A 22672-nucleotide genomic window follows, 5' to 3' on the forward strand; every position below is an offset into this window, starting at 1 on the left:
CGGATAGCTGTTTTGCGCAGGGCACACCTGCCCAAGCCGCGAGCGCTGCGCTAAACTTCCGACTCGTTATTCATGACCGTTGCAGCCTACTCCCCGGGGCGCTCGGCATGCGGGCCCGGTCGGGTCCGGTCCGTGGCAAGGCAGCTCGTGCCAGAGCAAAAAGAAAACGCTGCGGATGATCGCAATTGGCAGGACAAGGGCAAGCGCCTATTGTCCTGTCCGGATGTTCACGAGAACACCATACTGTACCGAGAGGGAGAACTCATGGATCAGGATTTCATCGCAGCGGCACTGGACTATCACCGTGCGCCGACACGCGGCAAGATTTCGGTCGTGCCCACCAAGGGCCTGACCAACCAGCGCGATCTCGCGCTTGCCTATTCGCCCGGTGTGGCAGCCGCCTGCGATGCCATCGTCGCGGACCCCGCACAGGCACGTGAACTCACCAGCCGTGGCAACCTGGTTGCCGTGGTCACCAACGGCACTGCAGTGCTCGGACTGGGCAATATCGGCCCGCTGGCGTCGAAGCCGGTCATGGAAGGCAAGGGCTGCCTGTTCAAGAAGTTTGCCAATATCGACGTGTTCGATATCGAGCTCAACGAAAATGACCCCGACAAGCTGATCGACATCATCGCTTCGCTTGAGCCGACGCTGGGCGGTATCAACCTCGAGGACATCAAGGCGCCCGAGTGCTTCTACATCGAGAAGAAGCTGCGCGAGCGCATGAAGATTCCGGTCTTCCACGACGATCAGCATGGCACGGCCATCATCTCGTCGGCGGGCCTGATCAACGGTCTCAAGGTTGTCGGCAAGGACATCGCCACCGTGAAGCTGGTGTGTTCCGGCGCCGGCGCGGCCGCCATTGCCTGCCTGGACCTCATGGTCAGCCTTGGTCTGAAGCGTGAGAACGTCTACGTTTGCGACTCCAAGGGCGTGATCTATCAGGGGCGTGACGAGAAGATGGAGCCGACGAAGGCTCGTTATGCTCAGGTCACCGATGCTCGCACCCTGGGTGATGCCATCGTTGGTGCCGACGTCTTCCTCGGTCTGTCCACCGCGGGCGTGCTCAAGCCCGAGATGGTCGCCAATATGGCTGACCAGCCGCTGATCTTCGCGCTGGCAAACCCGAATCCGGAGATTCTGCCCGCCGATGCGAAGGCGGTGCGCCCGGACTGCATCGTGGCGACCGGGCGTTCGGACTTCCCGAACCAGGTCAACAACGTGCTGTGCTTCCCCTTCATCTTCCGTGGCGCGCTCGACGTGGGCGCCAGCACGATCAACGAGGAAATGAAGCTTGCCTGCGTGAAGGCGATCGCCGAGCTGGCTCAGGCGGAGCAGAGCGACATCGTGGCTTCGGCCTATGGCGGCGCGGAACTGACCTTCGGTCCCGACTACATCATCCCCAAGCCATTCGATCCGCGCCTGATCGTGAAGATCGCGCCGGCCGTGGCCCAGGCTGCGATGGATTCCGGTGTTGCGAGCCATCCGATTGAGGACATGCAGGCGTACGCGGCGACGCTGAGCGACTTCGTGTACACGACCGGCATTGTCATGAAGCCGGTGTTCTCGGCAGCCAAGCGCGTGCCGATGGAGCAGAAGCGCGTACTCTACGCCGAGGGCGAGGACGAGCGCGTTCTGCATGCGGCGCGCGTGGCCATCGACGAAGGCCTGGCCCGTCCGATCCTGATCGGTCGCCCCAGTGTGATCGAGATGCGGATCAAGAAGATCGGTCTCAACCTCGTGCCCGAGCGCGACTTCGATATCGTCAATCCGGAATCCGACCCCCGCTATCGCGAGCTGTGCAACGACTACTACCGCATGATGGCCCGTGACGGTGTGACGCCGGATCTGGCCAAGGCCAAGATGCGTCGCGACACGACACTGATCGGCGTGATGCTGCTGCGTCGTGGCGATGCGGATGCGCTGGTGTGCGGCACGTTCGGAACCTATGACTATCACCTGCGTCAGGTGCAGGACGTGATCGGCCTCAAGCCGGGCGCCAAGCAGTTTGCGGCGATGAACCTGCTGTTGCTGCCCAAGCGCATGCTTGCGGTGACCGACACCTACGTCAACGAGAACCCGAATGCGGATGAAGTGGCCGAGATCGCGCTGATGGCGGCTGCCGAGTTGCGCAGTTTCGGTATCGAGCCGCGCGTGGCCCTGCTGTCGCACTCCAATTTCGGCAGCTCGACTTCGGCGTCGGCGCGCAAGATGCGTGCAGCCAGTGAGATCCTGCGTACCACGGCACCCGAACTCGAATGCGATGGCGAGATGCACGGCGATGCAGCACTGTCGCCCGAGATCCGCGCCAAACTGCATCCGGATTCGGCGCTGACGGCAGATGCCAACCTGCTGGTGATGCCAAACCTCGACGCAGCCAACATCTCCTTCAACCTGATGAAGATGGCGAACGGCGACGGCGTGTCGGTTGGTCCAATTCTGCTTGGTGCTGCACAGCCTGTGCATATCCTGACGCCATCGGCCACGGTTCGTCGACTGGTCAACATCACCGCGCTGGCAGTGGTCGATGCCGCCGAACTGAGGCGCTCCAAGGGTGGCTGAGTCCGGTCTGGTGGCCCGCCTCGTGCGGGCCGGCCTGCTTCCCCTTGCGCTGGCCGCGGTTGCGCCTGCGCAGGCGGGGGGCTGGTTGCTTGCGTCGCCCGAGCCCCGAGTGGTGCCCGGGCAGTCGTTTGAACTGATTGTCATCGGTGCGCCCGTGGATGGCGTGTGGCCGGAGCGGCTGCCGGCTCAGGTCGAGCTGCCGGACGGCGGGCCGAGGATTGCGGTCGAACTCGTGCGGGCGAGCTCGCTCGGGGAAACGCAGCGGCGCTACATCGGCCAATGGCCTGGCGAAGTGGTCGGCATGGCAACGCTTTCCCTGCTCGAGTCGCCTTCTGCAAGGCTGATTTTCGATTCGGGAGCCGCGTTGCGGTCACCTGCAGCGTCCGCGCAGGCGGGCAACGTCGCCAAGGCCGGGGCGGTGACCCAGCAGCAACGTTCGGATGAGCCGGTGGCCCCTGCCGCGCTCAGTTTTCACGAACCGATGTATTTCGTCATCGGCGGCACCGACCCGAAGTCGGCGCGCTACCAGATCAGCTTCCGCTACCGTCTGTTCGATGACCAGGGCGTCGTGGCCGAGGGCTTCCCGCTGGTGCGCGGTCTGTATTTCGGCTTTACGCAGACCTCGTTGTGGGACCTGTCATCGGATTCCAAGCCGTTTCGCGATACGAGCTTCCGGCCTTCGCTGTTCTATCAGTGGAAGCTGTCCGATCCCAGCGAGGGGAATTCGGTCGCCCTGGCTGCCGGTTACGAGCACGAGTCCAATGGGCGCGATGAAGAGGATTCGCGCAGTATCGACACCTTGTTTGCGCGTATCGATGCCCGTTACTACTTTCCGAACGGTCGCACCTATCTGGGCGTTGAGCCCAAGGTATGGGGCTACATCGACAAGGACGACAATCCCGATATCACCGACTACCGAGGCTACGCCCAGCTCGGTTTGCGCTTGGGAAGCGACGACGGTCTGATGCTCTCAGCATTGTTGCGCAAGGGCAAGGCGGGCGTGGGCAGCACGCAGCTCGACCTGTCCTATCCGCTGCGCCAGAGCGTGTTTTCCGGGGTCGGCGCGTTCGCGCATCTGCAGTATTTCAACGGGTACGGCGAGACGCTGCTCGATTACAACGTGGGCCGTGGTCCTCAGTTTAGAATCGGGGTTTCGATCGTAAGATAAGGCGTCACCCGGCGGTTTCCGCAGCGGGTGCGCCCGCCAGGAGACCGCCATGCCGCACGCCATCCGCTTTCATCAGACTGGTAAGCCCGAAGTCCTTCAATGGGAGTCGTTCGACCCCGTCGCGCCTGCTGCCGGTGAGGCACGCGTGCGCCATTACGCCGTCGGCCTGAACTACATTGATACCTATCACCGCAGTGGCCTGTATCCGGTCCCCTTGCCTTCGGGCATTGGTCTCGAGGGGGCTGGCGTCGTCGAAGCACTCGGTGACGGGGTCGATGGACTCAAGGTGGGTGACCGCGTCGCGTATGCGGGCGGCCCGCTCGGTGCCTATGCTGAAGTGCGCAATATTCCGGCACACCGTCTGGTCGCGCTTCCCGAGTCGATTTCGTTCGAGCAGGGCGCGGCAATGATGTTGCAGGGCCTGACCGCCGAGTATTTGCTGCGCCGCACGTATCGCGTGCAGCCGGGTGACACCATCCTCATCCACGCCGCTGCGGGCGGGGTGGGACTGATGGTGTGCCAGTGGGCGAAGGCGCTCGGGGCGACGGTGATCGGTACGGTCGGTTCGGACGAAAAGGCCGAGATCGCACGCGCCCACGGTTGCGATCATCCGATTGTCTATACCCGCGAACGCTTTGCCGAACAGGTTCGCTCCATCACCGGTGGACGCGGTGTGCCGGTGGTCTACGACTCGATCGGTGCGGATACCTTCATGGATTCACTGGCCTGCCTGCGGCCCATGGGCATGATGGTGCTGTTCGGCGCAGCATCCGGACCGGTCCCACCTTTCGATTGTGGGCTGCTGGCGAAGATGGGGTCGCTGTTCCTGACCCGTCCGACACTGTTTACCTACACCGCGGAGCGGGACGATCTGGTTGCAATGGCGGCTGATCTGTTCGATGTCGTGAGTGCCGGAAAGCTGAAGATCGAGATCAACCAGCGTTATCCGCTGAGCGAAGCTGCCCGTGCGCATACCGAGCTTGAGGCGCGCCTGACGACGGGTTCCAGCATTCTGTTGCCCTGACCAGTCTGCGGCGGCCCGGGTCGTTTGGTGAGTTTGTGTTTGTTGCAAAGTTGTCGGGTCTGGCATATGTTCCCGGTATGACGCGGTGCAGCATTTTGCGCAATGGAATGGCGTCACGTGTGCTACCGCTCATCTCATGACGACCAGGGAGATCGACAACAATGGAACAGAACACGCTGATTTCGAGCTTGCAATCGACCTTGGGCGGCAGCCTGCCGGGCATACTCGGTGCGCTTGCCATCCTGGCGCTGGGCTGGTTTGCCGCAGTCCTTGTTCGCGCGGGCAGCCGCCGCGTATTGCGGGTCGCGGGCATCAACCAGAAGCTTCAGAGCGGCACCGGGCAGGCGTTCGACCTTGAGTCGATGCTCAGCCTCGGCTTGTTCGGGCTGGTATTGCTGATTACCGTCGTCGCGGTACTCAACATCCTCGATCTGGAGAGTCTGTCGTCTCCGTTCGCGGCCTTGCTGGCCCAGATCACCACCTACCTGCCACATCTGCTGGCGGGCGCCATTCTTTCGGTGGTCGCCTGGGTACTCGCGACCGTCCTTCGGGCGCTCACGAGCAAGATGCTGGCAACAACCACGCTGGATGAACGCCTCGCAACCGAGGCCGGCATGGAGCCGATGAGCGCCAACATGGGCAATGTCGCGTTCTGGCTGGTGATCCTGCTGTTCCTGCCGGCCATTCTCGGGGCCTTTCAGCTCCAGGGCCTGCTTGAGCCGGTGCAGGGCATGGTCGATCGCGCCTTGTCGATGGTGCCCGACATCTTTGCCGCGCTGGTCATCGGATTCGTGGGCTGGCTGGTGGCCAGGGTCTTGCGCGGGCTGGTCAGCAATCTCCTTGCGGCTGCCGGCGCAGACAGGCTCGGCACATGCATCGGACTGGATGAGACCGTGAAACTGTCGCGCCTTGCCGGCATGCTGGTGTTCATCCTGGTCTTCGTGCCAAGCCTGATCGCAGCACTCGACGCCTTGAAGATCGAGGCCGTGTCCGCCCCGGCGATCAGCATGCTCGACCAGTTCTTTGGTGCCGTGCCCAATATCCTGGCGGCGGCGGTGATTCTGGGCGTGACCTGGTTCGTTGCCCGCTTCGCGTCCGGTCTGGTTGCGCGACTGCTCGCAGGCGTCGGGTTCGACCTGCTGCCGGCGAAGCTGGGCCTTGGGCACGCGATTGGCGAAGGACAGACCGCATCGGCGCTGGTGGGGCGCCTGGTGCTGTTCTTTGCGATGCTGTTTGCCGTGGTGGAAGCGGCGAATCGCCTGGGGTTCGGTCAGATCAGCGAACTGGTGACGATGTTTGTTCAGTTCGGTGGCGACATCCTGCTCGGTGCGGTGATCCTTGTTGCCGGTTTCTGGCTCGCCAACCTCGCTGCCGAGGCCATCAACCGGGCCAGCGGCGAGCATGCGAGCGGGCTGGCACGCATTGCCCGCGTCGCCATTCTCGGACTGGTGATTGCAATGGGCTTGCGTGCCATGGGCATTGCCGACGATATCGTCAATCTGGCTTTTGGCCTGGGTTTTGGTGCGGTTGCAGTGGCGGTGGCCCTGTCCTTCGGACTGGGTGGTCGCGAAGCGGCGGGTCGCCAGATGGAGTACTGGCTGGCCAGGTTGCGCAAGGACGAGCCCGGCAAGGGCTGAAGCTGGACTTGGGTCCGGTGGCGGCATGACGGCACCGGACTTTTTCTTCCCGAGTACGGGGGGGATGGCGTCGCTCGGGTAAAATTGCGCCCATGAGTTCCGCACATTCCCCCCGTTTCGTTCACCTCCGTCTTCACACCGAATACTCGATCACGGACGGCATCGTCCAGATCGATCAGGCCATTTCGTCTGCGGCTGCAGACGGCATGCCTGCGCTCGGCATCTCCGATCTCGCCAACCTGTTCGGGATGGTCAAGTTTTACAAGGGCTGCCGCGGCAAGGGCATCAAGCCGATCGTTGGAGCGGATGTCTGGATCGAGAACGAGGTCGAGCGCGACAAGCCTTATCGCGTGCTGCTGATCTGCAAGAACCGCAACGGTTATGGGCAGTTGTCCGAACTGCTGACGCGAGCCTATCTGGAGAACAAGCACCGCGGGCGGGCAGAATTGCGCCGCGCGTGGTTTGAAGACGGTGCCGCGAGCGATCTGCTCTGCCTTTCCGGCGCCATGATGGGCGATATCGGGCAAAACCTGGTCAACGGCAATCCCGAGATCGCCGAACTGCTGGCGGCCGACTGGAAACGCATGTTTCCGGGCGGCTTCTATATCGAGCTGCAGCGTGCCGGACATCCCGGCACCGAGGCTTATATTCGCCAGGCGCTGGTGCTGGCGAACAAGCTCGGCCTGCCGGTGGTGGCGACGCATCCGGTGCAGTTCCTCACCCGTGAGGATTTCAAGGCGCATGAGGCCCGCGTGTGTATCGCACAGGGCTACGTGCTGGCCGACAAGCGTCGTCCGCGTGACTTTACCGAAGAGCAGTACCTCAAGAGCCAGGACGAGATGTGCGAACTGTTCGCCGATCTCCCCGAGGCGCTCGAGAACGCCGTCGAGATTGCACGCCGGTGCTCGCTGACGGTGCAGCTGGGCAAGAACTTCCTGCCGCAGTTCCCGACGCCGGAAGGCATGACGCTGGACGACTTCCTGGTGCAGGAGGCCAAGGACGGCCTCGAGCGCCGGCTTGTCCAGCTCTATCCGAACCCGGAGGAGCGCGAGCGCCAGCGTCAGCGTTACGAGGACCGGCTGAAGTTCGAAACCGACACCATCATCCAGATGGGTTTTCCAGGCTACTTCCTGATCGTTGCCGACTTCATCCGCTGGGGCAAGGCGAATGGCGTGCCGGTGGGGCCGGGGCGAGGTTCCGGTGCCGGTTCGCTGGTAGCCTATTCGCTTGATATTACCGACATCGATCCGCTTGAGTACGCGCTGCTGTTCGAGCGCTTCCTCAACCCGGAGCGGGTGTCGATGCCCGACTTCGATATCGACTTCTGCCAGGACAACCGCTATCGCGTGATCGAGTACGTGCGCGAGCGCTATGGCAAGGACGCGGTGAGCCAGATCGCCACCTTCGGCACGATGGCCTCGAAGGCTGTGGTGCGCGACGTGGGGCGTGTGCTGGATCTGCCCTATGGTCTGTGCGACAGGCTGTCCAAGCTGGTGCCGGTCGAAGGTGCGAAGCCGGTTTCACTGACCCGTGCCTACGAGATGGAGCCGCAGATCGGCGACATGATGAAGGACGGCAATGACGGCGAATCGGTGCAGGAGTTGTGGAGTCTGGCGCTGCCGCTCGAGGGCCTGTCGCGTAACGTCGGCATGCACGCCGGCGGCGTGCTGATCGCGCCGGGCAAGCTGACCGATTTCTGTCCGCTCTACATCGCCGATGGCGACGATGCGACCCCGGTGTCGCAGTTCGACAAGGACGACGTCGAAGCCGTGGGCCTGGTGAAGTTCGACTTTCTCGGCCTGCGCAACCTGACGATTATCGAGCTTGCGCTGCAGTACGTGGAGCGCGAGACCGGCAAGCGGCCCGACCTGATGAGCCTTGGCTTCAAGGACCCCGCCGCCTACCAGATCCTGAAGGATGCCAATACCACGGCGATCTTCCAGGTCGAATCGGACGGCATGAAGAAGCTGCTCAAGAAGCTTGCGCCCGACCGCTTCGAAGACATCATCGCCGTGCTCGCGCTCTATCGCCCCGGCCCGCTCGGTTCGGGCATGGTGGATGACTTCATCCTGCGAAAGAAGGGCCAGCAGGAGATCGACTACTTCCATCCCGACCTCAAGGCCTGCCTGGAGCCGACCTATGGCGTGATCGTGTACCAGGAACAGGTGATGCAGATCAGCCAGATCATCGGCGGCTACACCCTGGGCGGGGCGGACATGCTGCGCCGGGCGATGGGCAAGAAGAAAGCCGAGGAGATGGCCAAGCACCGCGCCACGATTGCCGACGGTGCGAAGCAGAAGGGCTACGATCCGGCACTGGCCGAGCAGCTGTTCGACCTCATGACCAAGTTCGCGGAGTACGGCTTCAACAAGTCGCACACCGCGGCCTATGCGGTGGTCACCTACCACACGGCGTGGTTGAAGGCCCACTACTGCGCGGCCTTCATGGCGGCGACGATGTCGTCCGACCTCGACAACACCGACACGGTGAAGATCTTCTATGAAGACACCGTTGCCAACAAGATCGAGGTGTTGCCGCCCGACGTCAATGCATCCGATTACCGTTTCGTGCCCGTCGATCGCAAGGTGATCCGTTACGGTCTCGGCGCGGTCAAAGGGGTGGGCGAACCGGCGGTGCGCGCGATCATCGCGGCGCGCGAGAAAGGCGCACCCTTCCGCGACCTGTTTGATTTCTGCGAGCGTGTGGACCGTCGTCTGGCCAATCGCCGGGTCATCGAGGCCCTGATCCGCTCGGGCGCGATGGATACGCTGGAGGGTCACAAGGGCCTCGATCGCGCGCAACTGATGGCGACCGTATCGCTGGCGATGGAGGCCGCCGAGCAGGTGGCCGCCAATGCGATGCAGGGTGGCCTGTTCGACATGATGCCCGAGGCGGCAGGGGCGGGGGTCGAGTTCGTCAAGGTGCGGCCGTGGACCGAGCGCGAGCGCCTCAAGGAAGAGAAGACCGCGATCGGCTTCTTCCTCTCCGGTCACCCCTTCAATGCCTTCAAGGGCGAGGTGCGCCGCTTCGTGCGCCGCACGCTGGCCCAGATCGAGCCGTCGCGCGACCTGACCATGATGGCGGGTGTGGTGATGGAGGTGCGGACCAAGGTGGGCAACCGCGGCAAGATGGCCTTCGTGCTGCTCGACGACGGCACGCAGCCACGCGAGGTGGCGGTCTATTCCGAGGTGCTCGATGCCAACCGCGGCAAGATCGTCACCGACGAGGTGCTGGTGATCGAGGGCAAGGTCAGCAATGACGAGTTCTCGGGCGGTTTCCGCATCATCGCCGACAAGCTGCTGACACTGGGCGAGGCGCGCAGCCGTTTCGCGCGTGCGCTGCAACTGAAGCTCAACGGCGAAGTGGGTGAGAGTGGCGGCGCGGCGGCAACGGCCGACCGTCTGCAGACCTTGCTGACGCCGTTCCGCGATGGCGGCTGCCCGGTCAAGGTGCGTTATCGCAACGCCGTGGCCGAGGCGGAACTGCCTTTTGGCGACGGCTGGCGCGTGCGGCTGGAGGAAAGCCTGCTCGAGAGCCTGCGCGAGTGGCTGCCGCCCGAGGCGGTGGAAGTGGTGTATCCGAACTGACGAGGGCGAGCGCCCTGCGGAGTGCTTAAACCCAGTCTTTGGGCTGCAGGAAGACGTCGTAGAGGCGGGCTTCCGGCGAACCGGCTTCGGGGTGCCAGTCGTAGCGCCATTTGACGATGGGCGGCATCGACATCAGGATGGATTCGGTGCGTCCGCCCGATTGCAGGCCGAACAGGGTGCCGCGGTCGAAAACCAGATTGAATTCGACGTAGCGACCGCGGCGATATGCCTGGAAGTCGCGTTCGCGCTCGCCATAGGGCGCGTCGCGATGACGTTCGATGATGGGCAGATAGGCGTCGATAAAGGCGTCGCCAACCGATCGCGTCAGGCCGAATGCGGTGTCGAAATCGGTCTTGCCGTCAGCGCCAAGATCGTCGAAGAAGAGTCCGCCGACGCCGCGGGGTTCGTTGCGATGCTTGAGGAAGAAATAGCGGTCGCACCATTCCTTCAGACGCGCATGCTCGGCCTCGCCGCCAAACGGCAGGACCGCCGCTTTGCAGGTCGCGTGAAAGTGGCGGACGTCATCCTCGTAGCCATAATAAGGCGTCAGGTCCATGCCGCCGCCAAACCACCACACGGGATCCTTGCCTTCGGCCAGGGCGATGAAGCAGCGCACGTTCATGTGCACCGTGGGGCAGTAGGGGTTGTGCGGATGCAGGACCAGCGACACGCCCATTGCCTCGAAGCGCCTGCCGGCCAGTTCTGGCCGGTGAGCGGTGGCCGAAGCCGGCATGCCGTCGCCCATGACATGCGAAAAATTGACCCCGCCGCGCTCGAAGAAGTTGCCTTCCTCGATGACACGGCTCAGACCGCCACCGCCGCCCGGTCGCGCCCATCCGTCTGCCTTGAACGCCTGCCCGTCGAACTGTTCGAGACGGGTGACGATCCGGGTTTGAAGATCGGTGAAATAGGGCCTGACGGTGCTCGGGGTCATTGATTCTCAGCTTTGATCGTCTACGGCCGCAGCAGCAGCGCCGGTCTTCATTGCAGCGATGGCAGCCTCACAGGCGGCTGCGTCTGCAAACATCGGGCTGGTGCCGATGACCTGGCCGTTGGTGGCGGTCAGGTTGAAGTAGGGACGTCCGTCGGATGCGGTCTTCTGTGCATAGCGCTTGTCTTCGGCCGAATTCTTGCGGACCGACTCGACGCCATTGGTACAGCTTGCCTTGGCGTTGTAGCCCTCGCTGCGAACCAGGGTCTTGCCGTTTTCGCCAACGAGTTTGAAAAAGAACTCGCCACCGGCGGACTTGGTGATCTCGAACTTAAGGGTCATTGGTTTCTCCTTCCTGCGCTTGACGGGGATCTCGCGGTCAGCTGTATCCAGACCGCACCTTCATAAGCATAACCCGTGTAAAGATCATACCGCCGTGGCATATGTCCTTGATTGACCCGATTCAGCTCTTGCGCGCGACTGCGCGATAGCCGATGTCGCGGCGGTACTGGCAGCCATCGAACTGAATCGTTGCCGCGAGATCGTATGCCGCCTTCTGCGCCGCCTTCACGTTGTCTCCGAGCGCGGTCACACACAGCACTCTGCCGCCGGAGGTGACGACTTCACCGTCGCGTTCGGCGGTGCCGGCGTGAAAGACGTGTGTGCTGTCCTCGCCAGCGGGTGTCAGGCCGGTGATCGGGTCGCCCTTGCGCGGACTGTCAGGGTAGCCTGCAGCGGCGAGCACCACGCCGAGCGCGACCCGACGGTCCCATTCGGCCTCGATCTGATCGAGTTTGCCGGCAATGGCTGCTTCGATGAGATCGGCAAGATCCGTCTTGAGGCGCATCATGATCGGCTGGGTTTCGGGGTCGCCCATGCGGCAGTTGAACTCGACCACCCTTGGCTTGCCTTCGCCATCGATCATCAGACCAGCATAGAGGAAGCCGGTGTAGGGCAGGCCGTCGGCGGTCATGCCGGCCAGCGTCGGCAGGATGACTTCGCGCATGACGCGAGCGTGGACGTCAGGCGTCACCACCGGGGCGGGCGAGTACGCGCCCATGCCGCCCGTGTTGGGGCCCTGATCACCGTCGAGCAGACGCTTGTGGTCCTGGCTGGTGGCCAGTGGCAGTGCGTTCTTGCCGTCAGCCAGCACGATGAAGCTGGCTTCCTCGCCCTGCATGAACTCTTCGATGACGACACGTGCACCGGCGTCGCCCATCTTGTTGTCGAGCAGCATCATGTCGATGGCAGCGTGGGCTTCCTCGGCCGTCATTGCCACCACCACGCCCTTGCCTGCGGCAAGGCCGTCGGCCTTGATCACGATCGGTGCGCCTTCGGCGTCGATGTAGGCATGGGCTTCGGCGGCGTCCGAGAAGGTCTGATACTTCGCGGTCGGAATGCCGTGGCGCAGCAGGAAGCGCTTGGCGAAGTCCTTCGAACTCTCGAGCTGGGCGGCATTCTTCGTCGGCCCGAAGATCGGCAGGCCGGCGGCGCGGAAGGCGTCGACCACGCCGGCTGCAAGCGGTGCCTCGGGGCCGACCACGGTGAAGCCGACCTGCTCGCTGCGGGCAAGCGCCACGAGGTCGGCGACTTCGGTTGCTGCCACGTTCTGCAGCTTGGGCTCGCGCGCGGTGCCCGGGTTGCCGGGGGCGGCCAGAACGCGCGTGACCTTGGGCGACTGGGCAAGCTTCCAGGCCAGCGCGTGTTCGCGCCCGCCCGAGCCGATGACGAGGACTTTCATGTGCTGCTCCTGGGGCGATCAGTGACGGAAGTGGCGGAAGCCGGTGAGCACCATCGCGATGTTCTGCTCGTCGGCAGCGGTGATCACCTCGGCGTCACGCATCGAGCCACCGGGCTGGATCACCGCAGTGGCGCCAGCCTGCGCAAGGACGTCGAGACCGTCGCGGAATGGGAAGAAGGCATCCGATGCCACCACGCAACCGGCGATCTGCAGGCCGGCGTTCTCCGCCTTGATCTTGGCGATACGGGCAGAATCCACGCGGCTCATCTGGCCGGCGCCGACGCCAATGGTCATGCCGTCACGGCAATAGACGATGGCGTTCGACTTGACGTACTTGGCGACGCGCCAGGCGAACAGCATGTCGCGCATCTCTGCTTCGGTCGGCGCACGCTTGGTCACCACCTTGAGGTCGGCGATCTGGATGCGGGCTTCGTCCGCACTCTGCACCAGCAGGCCACCGCCCACGCGCTTGTAGTCGAAGGCGCCGGCAGGCTTGCCCAGCGGGCAGGTGAGCACGCGCACGTTCTGCTTGGCACGCAGCAGTTCGAGTGCTTCAGCCGTGTAGGACGGCGCGATCAGCACTTCGAGGAACTGGGCGGAAACGGCTTCGGCCGCGGCACGATCGACTTCGCTGTTGAAGGCGATGATGCCGCCGAAGGCCGAGGTCGGGTCGGTGGAGAAGGCTTTCTTGTAGGCCTCGAGCGGCGTAGCGCCGATCGCCACGCCACAGGGGTTGGCGTGCTTGACGATGACGCAGGCGCCGGTGTCGAAGGCCTTGACGCATTCCCACGCTGCATCGGCGTCGGCAATGTTGTTGTAGGACAGTTCCTTGCCCTGCAGCTGTGCGTAGCTGGAGATCGAGCCCTCGGGCGCATTCGGCTCCTTGTAGAAGGCCGCGCTCTGGTGCGGGTTCTCGCCGTAGCGCAGGTTCTGGACCTTGTCGAAGGCGAGCTGGAAGCGCTCGGGGTAGGTCTGCTTCGACACGTCACCGACTTCGTTGGTGACCAGTGCGGTGAGGTGATTGGAGATCGCGGAGTCGTAACGTGCGGTGTGGGTGAAGGCCTTCACCGCGAGGGCGAAGCGGGTCTTGTAGCTCAGCTTGCCCTCGCCGGCCTTGAGTTCGGCCACGATGTCGGCGTAATCCGCAGGGTCGGTCACGATGCCGACGCCGCCGGCTTCGTTGCCGTGGTTCTTTGCTGCAGCGCGGACCATGGTGGGACCGCCGATGTCGATGTTCTCGATCGCATCCTCGAGCGTGCAGTCGGGGCGGGCAACGGTCTGCTGGAAGGGGTAGAGGTTCACCACCACCAGGTCGATGCGGCCGATGTCGTGCTCGGCGATGGTCGCCATGTGCTCCGGCAGGTCGCGGCGGGCGAGAATGCCGCCGTGCACCTTGGGGTGCAGGGTCTTGACCCGGCCGTCCAGCATTTCCGGAAAGCCGGTGTGATCGGCTACGTCGGTGACGTCGAGGCCGGCTTCACGCAGCAGGCTGGCGGTGCCGCCGGTGGACAGGAGCTTGACGCCGAGTCCGGCGAGTTCGCGGGCGAATTCGAGCACGCCGCTTTTGTCGGAAACGCTGATCAGGGCTTGGGTGACTTTCATCGTGGGGCCTGGCTTGGAGAGTTGAATCGGAAATCGGTGTTGCGGCGCGGCGCCGTTACGGCGTGCTGCTTCGCAGCCGCAGGTGCGGCCTGTGCATCAGAGCAGGTCGTAGTCGGTCAGCTTGCGACGCAGCGTGTTGCGGTTGATGCCGAGCATGTCGGCGGCCACGGTCTGGTTGCCCTTGGCCTGCTGCAACACGAATTCGAGCATCGGGCGCTCGACGTTGCGGATCACCATGTCGTAGATCGCAGCCGGACGTTCGCCGTCGAGGTCGCGGAAGTACTGGTCGAGTGTGCGGAAAACGGAATCGGCAATCTCGTTGCTGCGGCTCATGCGGCAAGTTCCTGAGGCAGTTCTTCTTCGTAGCGCAGGCGGGTGTCGGCTTCCGCGAGACGACCGAAGAACTCGTCTACTGCAGCAAGCTGTGCCGACACGTCCGGCAGTTGATTCATGGTGTGGCGGAAAGCAGCCGATCCGACCAGGCCCTTGGTGTACCAGGAGATGTGCTTGCGCGCGATGCGCACACCGGTCTCTTCGCCATAGAAGGCGTAGAGGTCGGCGAGGTGTTCGCGGCAGACCTGAAGGATCTCGGTGACCAGCGGGGGCGGAAGTTCTTCGCCCGTGCGCAGGAAGTGCTCGATCTCGCGGAAGATCCACGGCCGGCCCTGTGCGGCACGCCCGATCATGACGCCATCGGCGCCCGTGTAGTCGAGCACGAACTTGGCTTTCTGCGGGGTGGTGATGTCGCCGTTGGCGATCACCGGAATGTTCACCAGTGACTTGACCAGTGCAATGGTGTCGTACTCGGCCTGACCCATGTACTGGTCGGCGCGGGTGCGGCCATGGATGGCGATCGCACGGATGCCAGACTCCTGGGCAATGCGGGCGATGGTCGGTGCGTTCTTGTTCTCGCGGTTCCAGCCGGTACGGAACTTGAGCGTGATCGGGGTGTTCGGCACTGCATTCACGACGGCTTCGAGGATGCGGGCAACCAGGGGCTCGTCCTGCATCAGCGCGGAGCCAGCCATGACGTTGCACACTTTCTTTGCCGGGCAGCCCATGTTGATGTCGATGATCTGGGCGCCACGGTCGGCGTTGTGGCGCGCGGCCTCGGCCATCATTGCCGGGTCGGCGCCTGCGATCTGCACCGAGATCGGGTCGACCTCGCCGTCGTGGTTGGCGCGACGCTGGGTTTTCGCGCTGCCGTACAGCAGCGAGTTCGAGGTCACCATCTCGGATACGGCAACACCGGCCCCCAGTTTCTTGCACAACTGGCGGAACGGACGGTCGGTCACACCGGCCATCGGGGCGACAAAGAGGTTGTTGCGTAAGGTGAATCCGGCGAACTGCATGGGCTGAGGCGGGCGGGAAAAGAGCGGCATTTTACCCCATGCCGGGGGCGCTGGGGGGCAGCGTGGCGCGGGTGCAACCCTTCACGCCGGCTTTGGCTGCCTTGTCGTAGCCCCGTTTATGGCCAGGCGCGCGCACCAAACATCATGCGCTTGGCCACGAAGTGGCGCAGTGGCGGGCACAGATCGAGGGCGAACAGGCCCGCGCCACGGGCGTGGCGCAAGGGGGCGATGTCGTTGCTGAACAGTCGCACCAGACTGTCGGTGAAGCGGATCGTGCCGAGACGGTCGAGGCCACGGGTGCTGCCGTATTCGCCCAGCAGCGCTGTGTTGCCGGGGTCGTCGCCACGTTCGATCAGCAGGTCGGCAAATGCGCGAACGTCGCGCAGGGCAAGGTTGAAGCCCTGGCCTGCCACCGGATGCATGGTCTGTGCTGCGTTGCCGAGCCACACCGTGCGCTGCCCGACCGGGGTCTTGCGATAGCGCAGCAGCAGTGGGTAGCGCAGTCGGTCGGTGACGGCGGTCAGGCTTACGCGATGACCGAAAATGGCCTGCAGGCGGGCAAGGTAGGTATGGGCGTCGAGTTCGAGCAGGCTGTCGGCGGCGTCGGCGGCGACAACATGGACGACTGCGAAGCCCTGTGCGCAGGGCAGCAATGCCGCCGGTCCTGCGCTGGTGAAACGCTCGAAGGCGGTGTTGTGGTGGCCGCCGGTGACGGCGACCTGGGAGATCAGTGCATGTTGGTGGTAGTCATGCTCGACCATGTCATCGTCGCCAGCGTTCATGCCGCCCTCGGCACAGGCGGCCAGCCGCACGGAAAGCGTGCCGGCGTGCTGTCCCTTGAGGCTGGCGATGACGTCGTCCGCGCCTGGCGCGAGATGGCTGACCTCGGTGCCGTCGAGCACCGGAATGCCCGCTTCGTCCACCTTGCGCCGCAGCGCGCCAGCCAGCGCACCGGCCGGCATCACGTGCCCGAGCGCGGGAATGTCGTAGTCCGCAGCATGCAGCATGGCGCGGCCGAAGCTGCCCTGTTGCGAGATGTGGATGGTCTTGATCGGGGTGGCCGGCAGGCCCTGCCACACGCCGAGCTGTTCGAGGCTGAGGCGGGTTCCATGCGCCAGCGCGAGGATGCGGGGGTCCTCGGCGGCCGCATGTGCGGCCCGGGCGTCGGCCAGGATGATGTCCAGTCCGGCATCTTTCAGAAACAGTGCCAGCGCCAGGCCAACCGGGCCGGCGCCGACGATCAGGAGGTCATGCCGCTGCATCGGCCTGGTCCCGCATCAGGGCTTCGATCTGATCGATTTCGCGCGGCACGCCATCGGTAATGTATTCGCAACCCTCTGCGGTGACGACCGCGTCATCCTCGATGCGGATGCCGATGTTCCAGAATGCCTCGGGCACGTCGGCCGACGGGCGGATGTAGCAGCCGGGCTCGACCGTCAGCACCATGCCCGGCTCGAGTGGGCGCCACTCGCCGCCAAGCTTGTACTCGCCGGCGTCGTGCACGTCCATGCCCAGCCAGTGCCCGGTGCGGTGCATGTAGAAGCGGCGGTAATCGCCCTTTTCCATGACTTCGTCAAAACTGCCGCGGAGCAGGCCGAGGTCGATCATGCCGCGAGCGAGTACCTCGACAGCGGCTTCGTGGGGCTCGTTCCAGTGTGCGCCGGGCCGGATGGCTGCCCGTGCGGCATGCTGAGAGGCCAGCACCAGCTCGTAGACATCCCGTTGCGGGCCGCTGAAGCGACCGTTGACCGGGAAGGTCCGGCTGATGTCGGAAGCGTAGCCGTCCAGTTCGCAGCCGGCATCGATCAGCAGCAGTTCGCCGTCGCGCATGCGGCGCTCGTTCTCGACGTAATGCAGCACACAGGCGTTCGCGCCGCTGGCAACGATCGAGGTGTAGGCAGGGGCCTGGCTGCCGTTCGAGCGGAACGCATGCAGCAGTTCTGCCTCGATCTCGTATTCGAAGCGGCCCGGCCGTGTCTGCTGCATCGCGCGGCAGTGAGCCGCGGCGGAAATGCTCGCGGCGCGGCGCATGGTGTTCAGTTCGCTTGCGTCCTTGATCAGGCGCATCTCGTCGAGGTCGGCGCGCAGGTCGCGCACCGAGTGTGGTGGCGTGACGCCGGTGCGGGCATTGGCGCGCACGGCGTTGAGTGCGCTCATGATCCGCGCGTCCCACTCGTTGTCGTAACCGAGTCCGCACCACAGCACGGCCTGGTTGGCGAGCAGATCGGGCAGGCGCTTTTCGAGTTCGCCGATGGTCCATGCTTCGTCGAAGCCGAACAGCGCGCTGGCCGCGTCCGGTCCTTGGCGGTAGCCATCCCAGATCTCGCGCTCTTCATTCTTTTCGCGGCAGAACAGAATCTGCCTGGGCGTTTCACCCGCAACCAATACCAGCACCGCTTCCGGCTCACGAAAGCCGCTCAGATAGTAGAAATAGCTGTCGTGGCGATAGGGGTAGTGCGCATCGCGGTTGCGCGTGCGTTCCGGTGCGGTTGGCAGGATGGCAATGCCGCCGCCGGCTGCGTCCATTCGCGCCAGCAGGCGCTCGCGACGGGCACGGAAGGGAAGGGTGTCCAGGTGCAGGGGATCTGTCAGAGCATTCATGGCGAAATTATGGCACGGGTCGGCGACACAGGCTCCGACCGCCGATCCGGAAAAAGGTGCGGCATGCCTCAGGGCGCACCGCGGGAGAGTGCGGCGTCGAGCGCCTGCAGGCGTTCAGGGGTGCCGACATCGATCCATTGGCCGGGGTGCAGCTTGCCGCTGACCCGATCCGCATCCATTGCCGATCGCAGCAGCGGGGCGAGTTTTGCTGGAATGCCCGATGTGAGCCCATCGAAGAGTTGAGGGTGATAGGCGCCGATGCCGGAAAAGGTGAGACGCGGCGTGCCGTGGGTCCGCACGCGTCCCGCATTGAGCGCGAAATCGCCATCGACGTTGTGCTCGGGGTTGGCGACCAGGACAAGGTGGGCGAGGTCGGTGCTGGCGTTCAGTCTGGCTGCGGTCGTCTGCAGGGCAGTGAAGTCGACGTCGCAGAATACATCGCCATTGACCACGATGAAGGCGCCGTCACCGAGCCGGGGCAGGGCCTGGCGGATGCCGCCGGCGGTTTCGAGTGCGCGGGTTTCCGGTGACCACGAAATGCGAACGCCGAGTGCCTGTCCGTCGCCAAGTGTGTCTTCAAGCTGCTGCCCGAGGTGGGCATGGTTGATCACGAGTTCGGTGATGCCGGCGTCGCGCAGGCGTTCGATATGCCAGACGATCAGCGGCTTTCCGCCCACCGTCAGCAGCGGTTTCGGGCAGGTGTCGGTGAGCGGTCGCATGCGCTCGCCGCGACCGGCGGCGAGGATCATGGCTTTCATCAGAAGGTGTAGCCGAACTGGACCGGAACCGGGTCGAGCTTGTCGATGACCTTGAGCAACGGGCCCAGCGCGCGATAACGGTCGCAGGCCTTGCGCAGGTATTCCATTACCAGCGGCATGTCCTGGAGATAGGCCTCCTTGCCGTCGCGATGACACAGCCGGGCGAAGATGCCGAGCACCTTCAGGTGGCGCTGCACGCCCATCCATTCGTAATCGCGATGGAAGTCGCCGAAATCCTCTCGTACAGGGAGGCCGAGCTGGCGCGCCATTTCCCAGTAACGCGCCAGAATATCGAGTGCAAAGTCCTCGTCCCAACGGATATAGGCGTCCTTGAGCAGGGACACGAGGTCGTAGGTGATCGGCCCGTACACTGCATCCTGAAAGTCGATGATGCCCGGGTTGATGCCGTCGTCGATCTTCATCAGGTTGCGTGAATGGTAGTCCCGGTGGACGAATACCCGCGGCTGCGAAAGGTTGGCCGCGATGATCTGGTCAAAGGCAGACATCAGCGTGGCCTCGTCCCGGGCATCCAGCGTCATCTTCTTGTGATGGCCGATATACCACTCTGGAAACAGCATCAACTCGCGGCGGAGGAGCGCCTCGGAGTACTCTGGAAGTACGTCGGGGCGGCTGGCGGCCTGAATTGCAATCAGCGAGCCGATTGCATCTGCATACAGGTGGGCGGCCTGCATCTGGTCGCACCCGGGCGCCTGCAATGCAGACAGATAGGTCGTATTGCCGAGGTCCGAGAGCAGCAGGAAGCCCTGCTTCAGGTCCTCCGCGAGCACGTCGGGAACGTGCACGCCCGCAGTACGGAACAGCCCGGCGATGGTCAGCCACGGGCGGCAGTCTTCCTGAGCCGGCGGGGCATCCATCACGATCAGACTGGGGCTGCCGTCAGCGAAACGAATACGAAAATAGCGCCTGAAGCTGGCATCGGCCGAGGCCGGGCTGAGCTCGTAGCTGCGGCCGGAAAGCTGGCCGTCGAGCCAGTGCTGGAGTTGGGCGAGTCTGGGCAAGCGGGTTCTCCGCGATCGTTCGTGTAGAATTCGCGAGTTTATCAATACGGCTGCCTGTGCGGGCAGTCGCTCACATTCTGCCGACTGGGGTTCGCTTTGCCAGACTTGGGTTTGAACACGCGGATGCGACTGATTCCGCTACTGTTGTGCTGGATGTCCGGCTCTGCCATGGCTGCCGACATGCCGGCACTGGTGGTGTCGCCGGACCTGATTCGTAACCCGGTTACTGCACGGGGCACGAAATCCGGTGCCGAGACGACGCCGAAAGCGGCTGCAGCGGCAAGCACAGGCGTCGAGGTGCGCGAGGTGAAGCCGCAGGCCGTGCAGCGGGTTGAGCCGGTTGCGCCGGCCGCTCGTGTGCCGGCAGCGCCGACTGGCGCTGGTGCAAAGGCCGCAAGTGCGACTGCCGCCACGACTGCGACGAAGGCTATGCCGGCTGCTGCACCCGTGCCGACCCGTCCGGAGCCGGCATCGTCGGGCACGATGCCGGCGTCCGGGGCAACGGAAATCAGCGCGGTTCGTATCAGCGGCACCCGCGCGGTCGAACTGGTTGCCGATGGTGACGCCGAATTGCAGCGCGGTGAGATGTTGCTGACCGCCGACAAACTGATCTACCGCGAGCCGACCGATGAGGCCGTGGCCGAAGGCAACGTGCGTCTGCGCCAGGGCAGGGACGAGATGTCCGGTCCGTCGGCGTCGATCGTGCTCGGAGAGCGTACCGGCTCCTTCGATGCCCCGCGCTATTCGATCGTTCGAACCCGCGAACCGCTGGAGCCGGGCGACCCGCCGCGAGAGGTCAACGGTGGCGGGCGCGCGAGCGTCCTCTACTTCGAGGGCGAGAACCAGTACCGTGCCGAAAACGCCACCTGGTCCACCTGTAGCGTCGACGACCCGGACTGGTACATCAAGGCCGGGGACATGTCGCTCGACTACGATCGTGAGATGGGTGTCGCACGTGACAGCACCGTCGTGTTTCAGGGCGTACCGCTGTTCTGGATGCCGTGGGCGGAGTTTCCCCTTGCCGGTCAGCGGCAGTCGGGTGTGCTGCCACCGACCATCGGGTACTCGAACACCACCGGTTTCGACCTGGCTGTGCCGTACTACTGGAATATCGCGCCCAACTACGATGCGACGATCACGCCGCGCTGGATGAGCCAGCGCGGGCTTCAACTCGGTGGTGAAGTGCGCTACATGGGTGAAACCTATCGCGGGGACGTGAGTGCCGAATGGTTGTCACGCGACAACAAGACTGGGGAAGAGCGCACGCTCGGCTCGCTCCAGCACCAGCAATGGATTACGCCGGCACTGTACGGCTCGCTCGACCTGAACGGGGTCTCCGATGACGATTACTTCGAAGACCTGAGCTCCAATATCTCGATCGCCTCCAAAGTAAACCTGCTGCGTGAAGGGCGCCTGATCTACACCGGCAGTGAGTGGTGGAGTGCATCTGCACTGGTGCAGAGTTATCAGACCCTGAACCCCGATCCGGATGAAACGGTCACCACGCCGTATCGCAGATTGCCGCAGTTGCAACTCAACGCATCGCGCCCTGATCTCCCAGGGGGGCTGAATTTTGCGTGGAACAGCGAGTTCGTCAATTTTTCACACCCGGACGAGGACAACCCCGACGCCACCCGTTTCGTGGCCTATCCACAACTGTCGCTGCCGATCGAGCGTTCCGGCTACTACATCACGCCGAAGATCGGCGTGCATTACACCAGCTACGACATAGACCGCGATCCGACGGCGACGCTGCGGGATTCGATTACCCGCTCGATTCCCATTGTCTCGATCGACTCGGGCATGACGTTCGAGCGTGAAGCCAATTTCTTTGGTCGCGATGTCATCCAGACGCTGGAGCCGAGGCTGTACTACCTGAAGACGGCCTACCGCTATCAGGAAGATATCCCGCTGTTTGACACCAGTACCTATGACTTCGGCTTTGCACAGATCTTTTCCGAGAATCTCTACTCCGGTAGCGACCGTATTGCCAACGCCAACCAACTGACAGCAGCGGTAACCTCGCGACTGATTAACCCCGAGACCGGTGCGGAGTGGATGAAGGTTCTGCTTGGTCAGCGTTATTACTTCGAAGATCAGCGCGTCACGAGCAACTACTACGACGAGAGTGGAACGCTGGTTGAGAACGAAACCGCGCGCACCAGCAAACAGGCCGACGTCCTGGCCGGTTTCAGCGGCAGTGTCGCGGCCAATACCACCCTTGAGTCCCTGTGGCAGTACAACCCGCGCGACGACCGTACCGAGCGCTTCAACACGACGCTGCGTTACCAGCCCGGCTTTGCAAAGACCCTGAACCTGAGCTACCGCTACACGAAGGACACCTTGCGTGACCTCGATATCTCCGGCCAGTGGCCACTTGGCGGGCGCTGGTACGGTGTGACCCGCCTCACGCATTCGCTCAAGGAAGATCGTCTGACCGAAGCGATTGGCGGCATTGAGTACGATGGCGGGTGCTGGGTCGTGCGTGTGGCGATGCACCGCTTTGCCACCGATGCCGACGATGTGACCAAGTCGGTCTTCATTCAACTTGAACTCAACGACCTCGCCAGCATCGGCACCAGTCCGGTCAACCTGATCAAACGCAGCGTGCCGGGCTATGGCACGATCAACGAGCCCGGCGGTAACCGTGTCTTCGGCGTCGAATGACCGTTTGCGGCCCATTTCATAGA

The 22672-nt window shown here is 63.7% G+C and carries 16 protein-coding genes; 6 read left to right on the top strand and 10 right to left on the bottom strand.

All coding sequences use genetic code 11. The features are described 5' to 3' along the window. The first annotated feature begins 264 nt into the window (after positions 1–264). The 5 genes from CEW83_RS20335 to dnaE all read left to right on the top strand — a co-directional run bounded on the left by CEW83_RS20335 (position 265) and on the right by dnaE (position 9978). A complete protein-coding gene (locus CEW83_RS20335) occupies positions 265–2562 on the top strand; it encodes an NADP-dependent malic enzyme (RefSeq protein WP_108950989.1) in 2298 nt (765 codons plus the stop codon). After that, positions 2555–3730 (top strand): phospholipase A, encoded by a 1176-nt coding sequence (locus tag CEW83_RS20340; RefSeq protein WP_234418931.1) that lies wholly within the window; start codon positions 2555–2557, stop codon positions 3728–3730. Before CEW83_RS20335 ends, CEW83_RS20340 begins: the two co-directional genes overlap by 8 nt. Before the next feature lie 49 nt (positions 3731–3779). Further along, positions 3780–4754: a quinone oxidoreductase family protein gene (locus CEW83_RS20345; protein ID WP_108950990.1), complete on the top strand. Its 975-nt coding sequence runs from the start codon at positions 3780–3782 to the stop codon at positions 4752–4754. Between the two features lie 161 nt (positions 4755–4915). Then, positions 4916–6391: a mechanosensitive ion channel gene (locus CEW83_RS20350; protein ID WP_108950991.1), complete on the top strand. Its 1476-nt coding sequence runs from the start codon at positions 4916–4918 to the stop codon at positions 6389–6391. Positions 6392–6483: 92 nt separating this feature from the next. After that, on the top strand, positions 6484–9978 hold the full coding sequence (gene dnaE, locus CEW83_RS20355) for a DNA polymerase III subunit alpha (RefSeq protein WP_108950992.1): 3495 nt from the start codon (positions 6484–6486) through the stop codon (positions 9976–9978). A 25-nt stretch (positions 9979–10003) separates the two neighbouring features. Here dnaE and hemF read toward each other — a convergent pair whose 3' ends face one another. The 10 genes from hemF to CEW83_RS20405 all read right to left on the bottom strand — a co-directional run bounded on the left by hemF (position 10004) and on the right by CEW83_RS20405 (position 19982). Further along, complete coding sequence (gene hemF, locus CEW83_RS20360) at positions 10004–10912, bottom strand: oxygen-dependent coproporphyrinogen oxidase (protein ID WP_108950993.1); 909 nt, start codon at positions 10910–10912, stop codon at positions 10004–10006. 6 nt (positions 10913–10918) lie between these two features. Beyond that, on the bottom strand, positions 10919–11251 hold the full coding sequence (locus CEW83_RS20365) for a YegP family protein (protein WP_108950994.1): 333 nt from the start codon (positions 11249–11251) through the stop codon (positions 10919–10921). Between the two features lie 121 nt (positions 11252–11372). Beyond that, a complete protein-coding gene (purD, locus tag CEW83_RS20370) occupies positions 11373–12650 on the bottom strand; it encodes a phosphoribosylamine--glycine ligase (RefSeq protein ID WP_108950995.1) in 1278 nt (425 codons plus the stop codon). Between the two features lie 18 nt (positions 12651–12668). Continuing rightward, positions 12669–14252 carry a bifunctional phosphoribosylaminoimidazolecarboxamide formyltransferase/IMP cyclohydrolase gene (gene purH, locus CEW83_RS20375; protein WP_108950996.1) on the bottom strand — a complete coding sequence of 528 codons (1584 nt, stop codon included), beginning with the start codon at positions 14250–14252 and terminating at the stop codon, positions 12669–12671. A 96-nt stretch (positions 14253–14348) separates the two neighbouring features. After that, positions 14349–14585 carry a helix-turn-helix domain-containing protein gene (locus CEW83_RS20380; protein WP_108950997.1) on the bottom strand — a complete coding sequence of 79 codons (237 nt, stop codon included), beginning with the start codon at positions 14583–14585 and terminating at the stop codon, positions 14349–14351. Continuing rightward, positions 14582–15604: a tRNA dihydrouridine synthase DusB gene (gene dusB, locus CEW83_RS20385; RefSeq protein ID WP_108950998.1), complete on the bottom strand. Its 1023-nt coding sequence runs from the start codon at positions 15602–15604 to the stop codon at positions 14582–14584. Before dusB ends, CEW83_RS20380 begins: the two co-directional genes overlap by 4 nt. Positions 15605–15720: 116 nt before the next feature. Next, positions 15721–16866, bottom strand: a complete 1146-nt coding sequence (locus CEW83_RS20390) for an FAD-dependent monooxygenase (protein WP_108950999.1) — start codon at positions 16864–16866, stop codon at positions 15721–15723. Further along, positions 16853–18205: a Xaa-Pro aminopeptidase gene (pepP, locus tag CEW83_RS20395; RefSeq protein WP_108951000.1), complete on the bottom strand. Its 1353-nt coding sequence runs from the start codon at positions 18203–18205 to the stop codon at positions 16853–16855. Before pepP ends, CEW83_RS20390 begins: the two co-directional genes overlap by 14 nt. Positions 18206–18273: 68 nt before the next feature. After that, on the bottom strand, positions 18274–18954 hold the full coding sequence (murU, locus tag CEW83_RS20400) for an N-acetylmuramate alpha-1-phosphate uridylyltransferase MurU (protein ID WP_108951552.1): 681 nt from the start codon (positions 18952–18954) through the stop codon (positions 18274–18276). Between the two features lie 8 nt (positions 18955–18962). After that, positions 18963–19982 carry an aminoglycoside phosphotransferase family protein gene (locus CEW83_RS20405; RefSeq protein ID WP_108951001.1) on the bottom strand — a complete coding sequence of 340 codons (1020 nt, stop codon included), beginning with the start codon at positions 19980–19982 and terminating at the stop codon, positions 18963–18965. Positions 19983–20105: 123 nt separating this feature from the next. On the opposite strand from CEW83_RS20405, the gene CEW83_RS20410 reads away from it, so the two are divergent. Beyond that, on the top strand, positions 20106–22649 hold the full coding sequence (locus tag CEW83_RS20410) for an LPS-assembly protein LptD (RefSeq protein ID WP_234418934.1): 2544 nt from the start codon (positions 20106–20108) through the stop codon (positions 22647–22649). The last annotated feature ends 23 nt before the right edge of the window (positions 22650–22672 follow it).

Origin of the sequence: Parazoarcus communis, assembly GCF_003111645.1 — a bacterium.
In the GTDB taxonomy this organism is placed as follows: domain Bacteria; phylum Pseudomonadota; class Gammaproteobacteria; order Burkholderiales; family Rhodocyclaceae; genus Parazoarcus; species Parazoarcus communis_A.

Coding starts and splice junctions, on each gene's coding strand:
- CEW83_RS20335 (WP_108950989.1), top strand. CDS start 265: ATGGATCAGGATTTCATCGCAGCGGCACTGGACTATCACCGTGCGCCG.
- CEW83_RS20345 (WP_108950990.1), top strand. CDS start 3,780: ATGCCGCACGCCATCCGCTTTCATCAGACTGGTAAGCCCGAAGTCCTT.
- CEW83_RS20350 (WP_108950991.1), top strand. CDS start 4,916: ATGGAACAGAACACGCTGATTTCGAGCTTGCAATCGACCTTGGGCGGC.
- dnaE (WP_108950992.1), top strand. CDS start 6,484: ATGAGTTCCGCACATTCCCCCCGTTTCGTTCACCTCCGTCTTCACACC.
- hemF (WP_108950993.1), bottom strand. CDS start 10,912: ATGACCCCGAGCACCGTCAGGCCCTATTTCACCGATCTTCAAACCCGG.
- CEW83_RS20365 (WP_108950994.1), bottom strand. CDS start 11,251: ATGACCCTTAAGTTCGAGATCACCAAGTCCGCCGGTGGCGAGTTCTTT.
- purD (WP_108950995.1), bottom strand. CDS start 12,650: ATGAAAGTCCTCGTCATCGGCTCGGGCGGGCGCGAACACGCGCTGGCC.
- purH (WP_108950996.1), bottom strand. CDS start 14,252: ATGAAAGTCACCCAAGCCCTGATCAGCGTTTCCGACAAAAGCGGCGTG.
- CEW83_RS20380 (WP_108950997.1), bottom strand. CDS start 14,585: ATGAGCCGCAGCAACGAGATTGCCGATTCCGTTTTCCGCACACTCGAC.
- dusB (WP_108950998.1), bottom strand. CDS start 15,604: ATGCAGTTCGCCGGATTCACCTTACGCAACAACCTCTTTGTCGCCCCG.
- CEW83_RS20390 (WP_108950999.1), bottom strand. CDS start 16,866: ATGCAGCGGCATGACCTCCTGATCGTCGGCGCCGGCCCGGTTGGCCTG.
- pepP (WP_108951000.1), bottom strand. CDS start 18,205: ATGAATGCTCTGACAGATCCCCTGCACCTGGACACCCTTCCCTTCCGT.
- murU (WP_108951552.1), bottom strand. CDS start 18,954: ATGATCCTCGCCGCCGGTCGCGGCGAGCGCATGCGACCGCTCACCGAC.
- CEW83_RS20410 (WP_234418934.1), top strand. CDS start 20,106: ATGCGACTGATTCCGCTACTGTTGTGCTGGATGTCCGGCTCTGCCATG.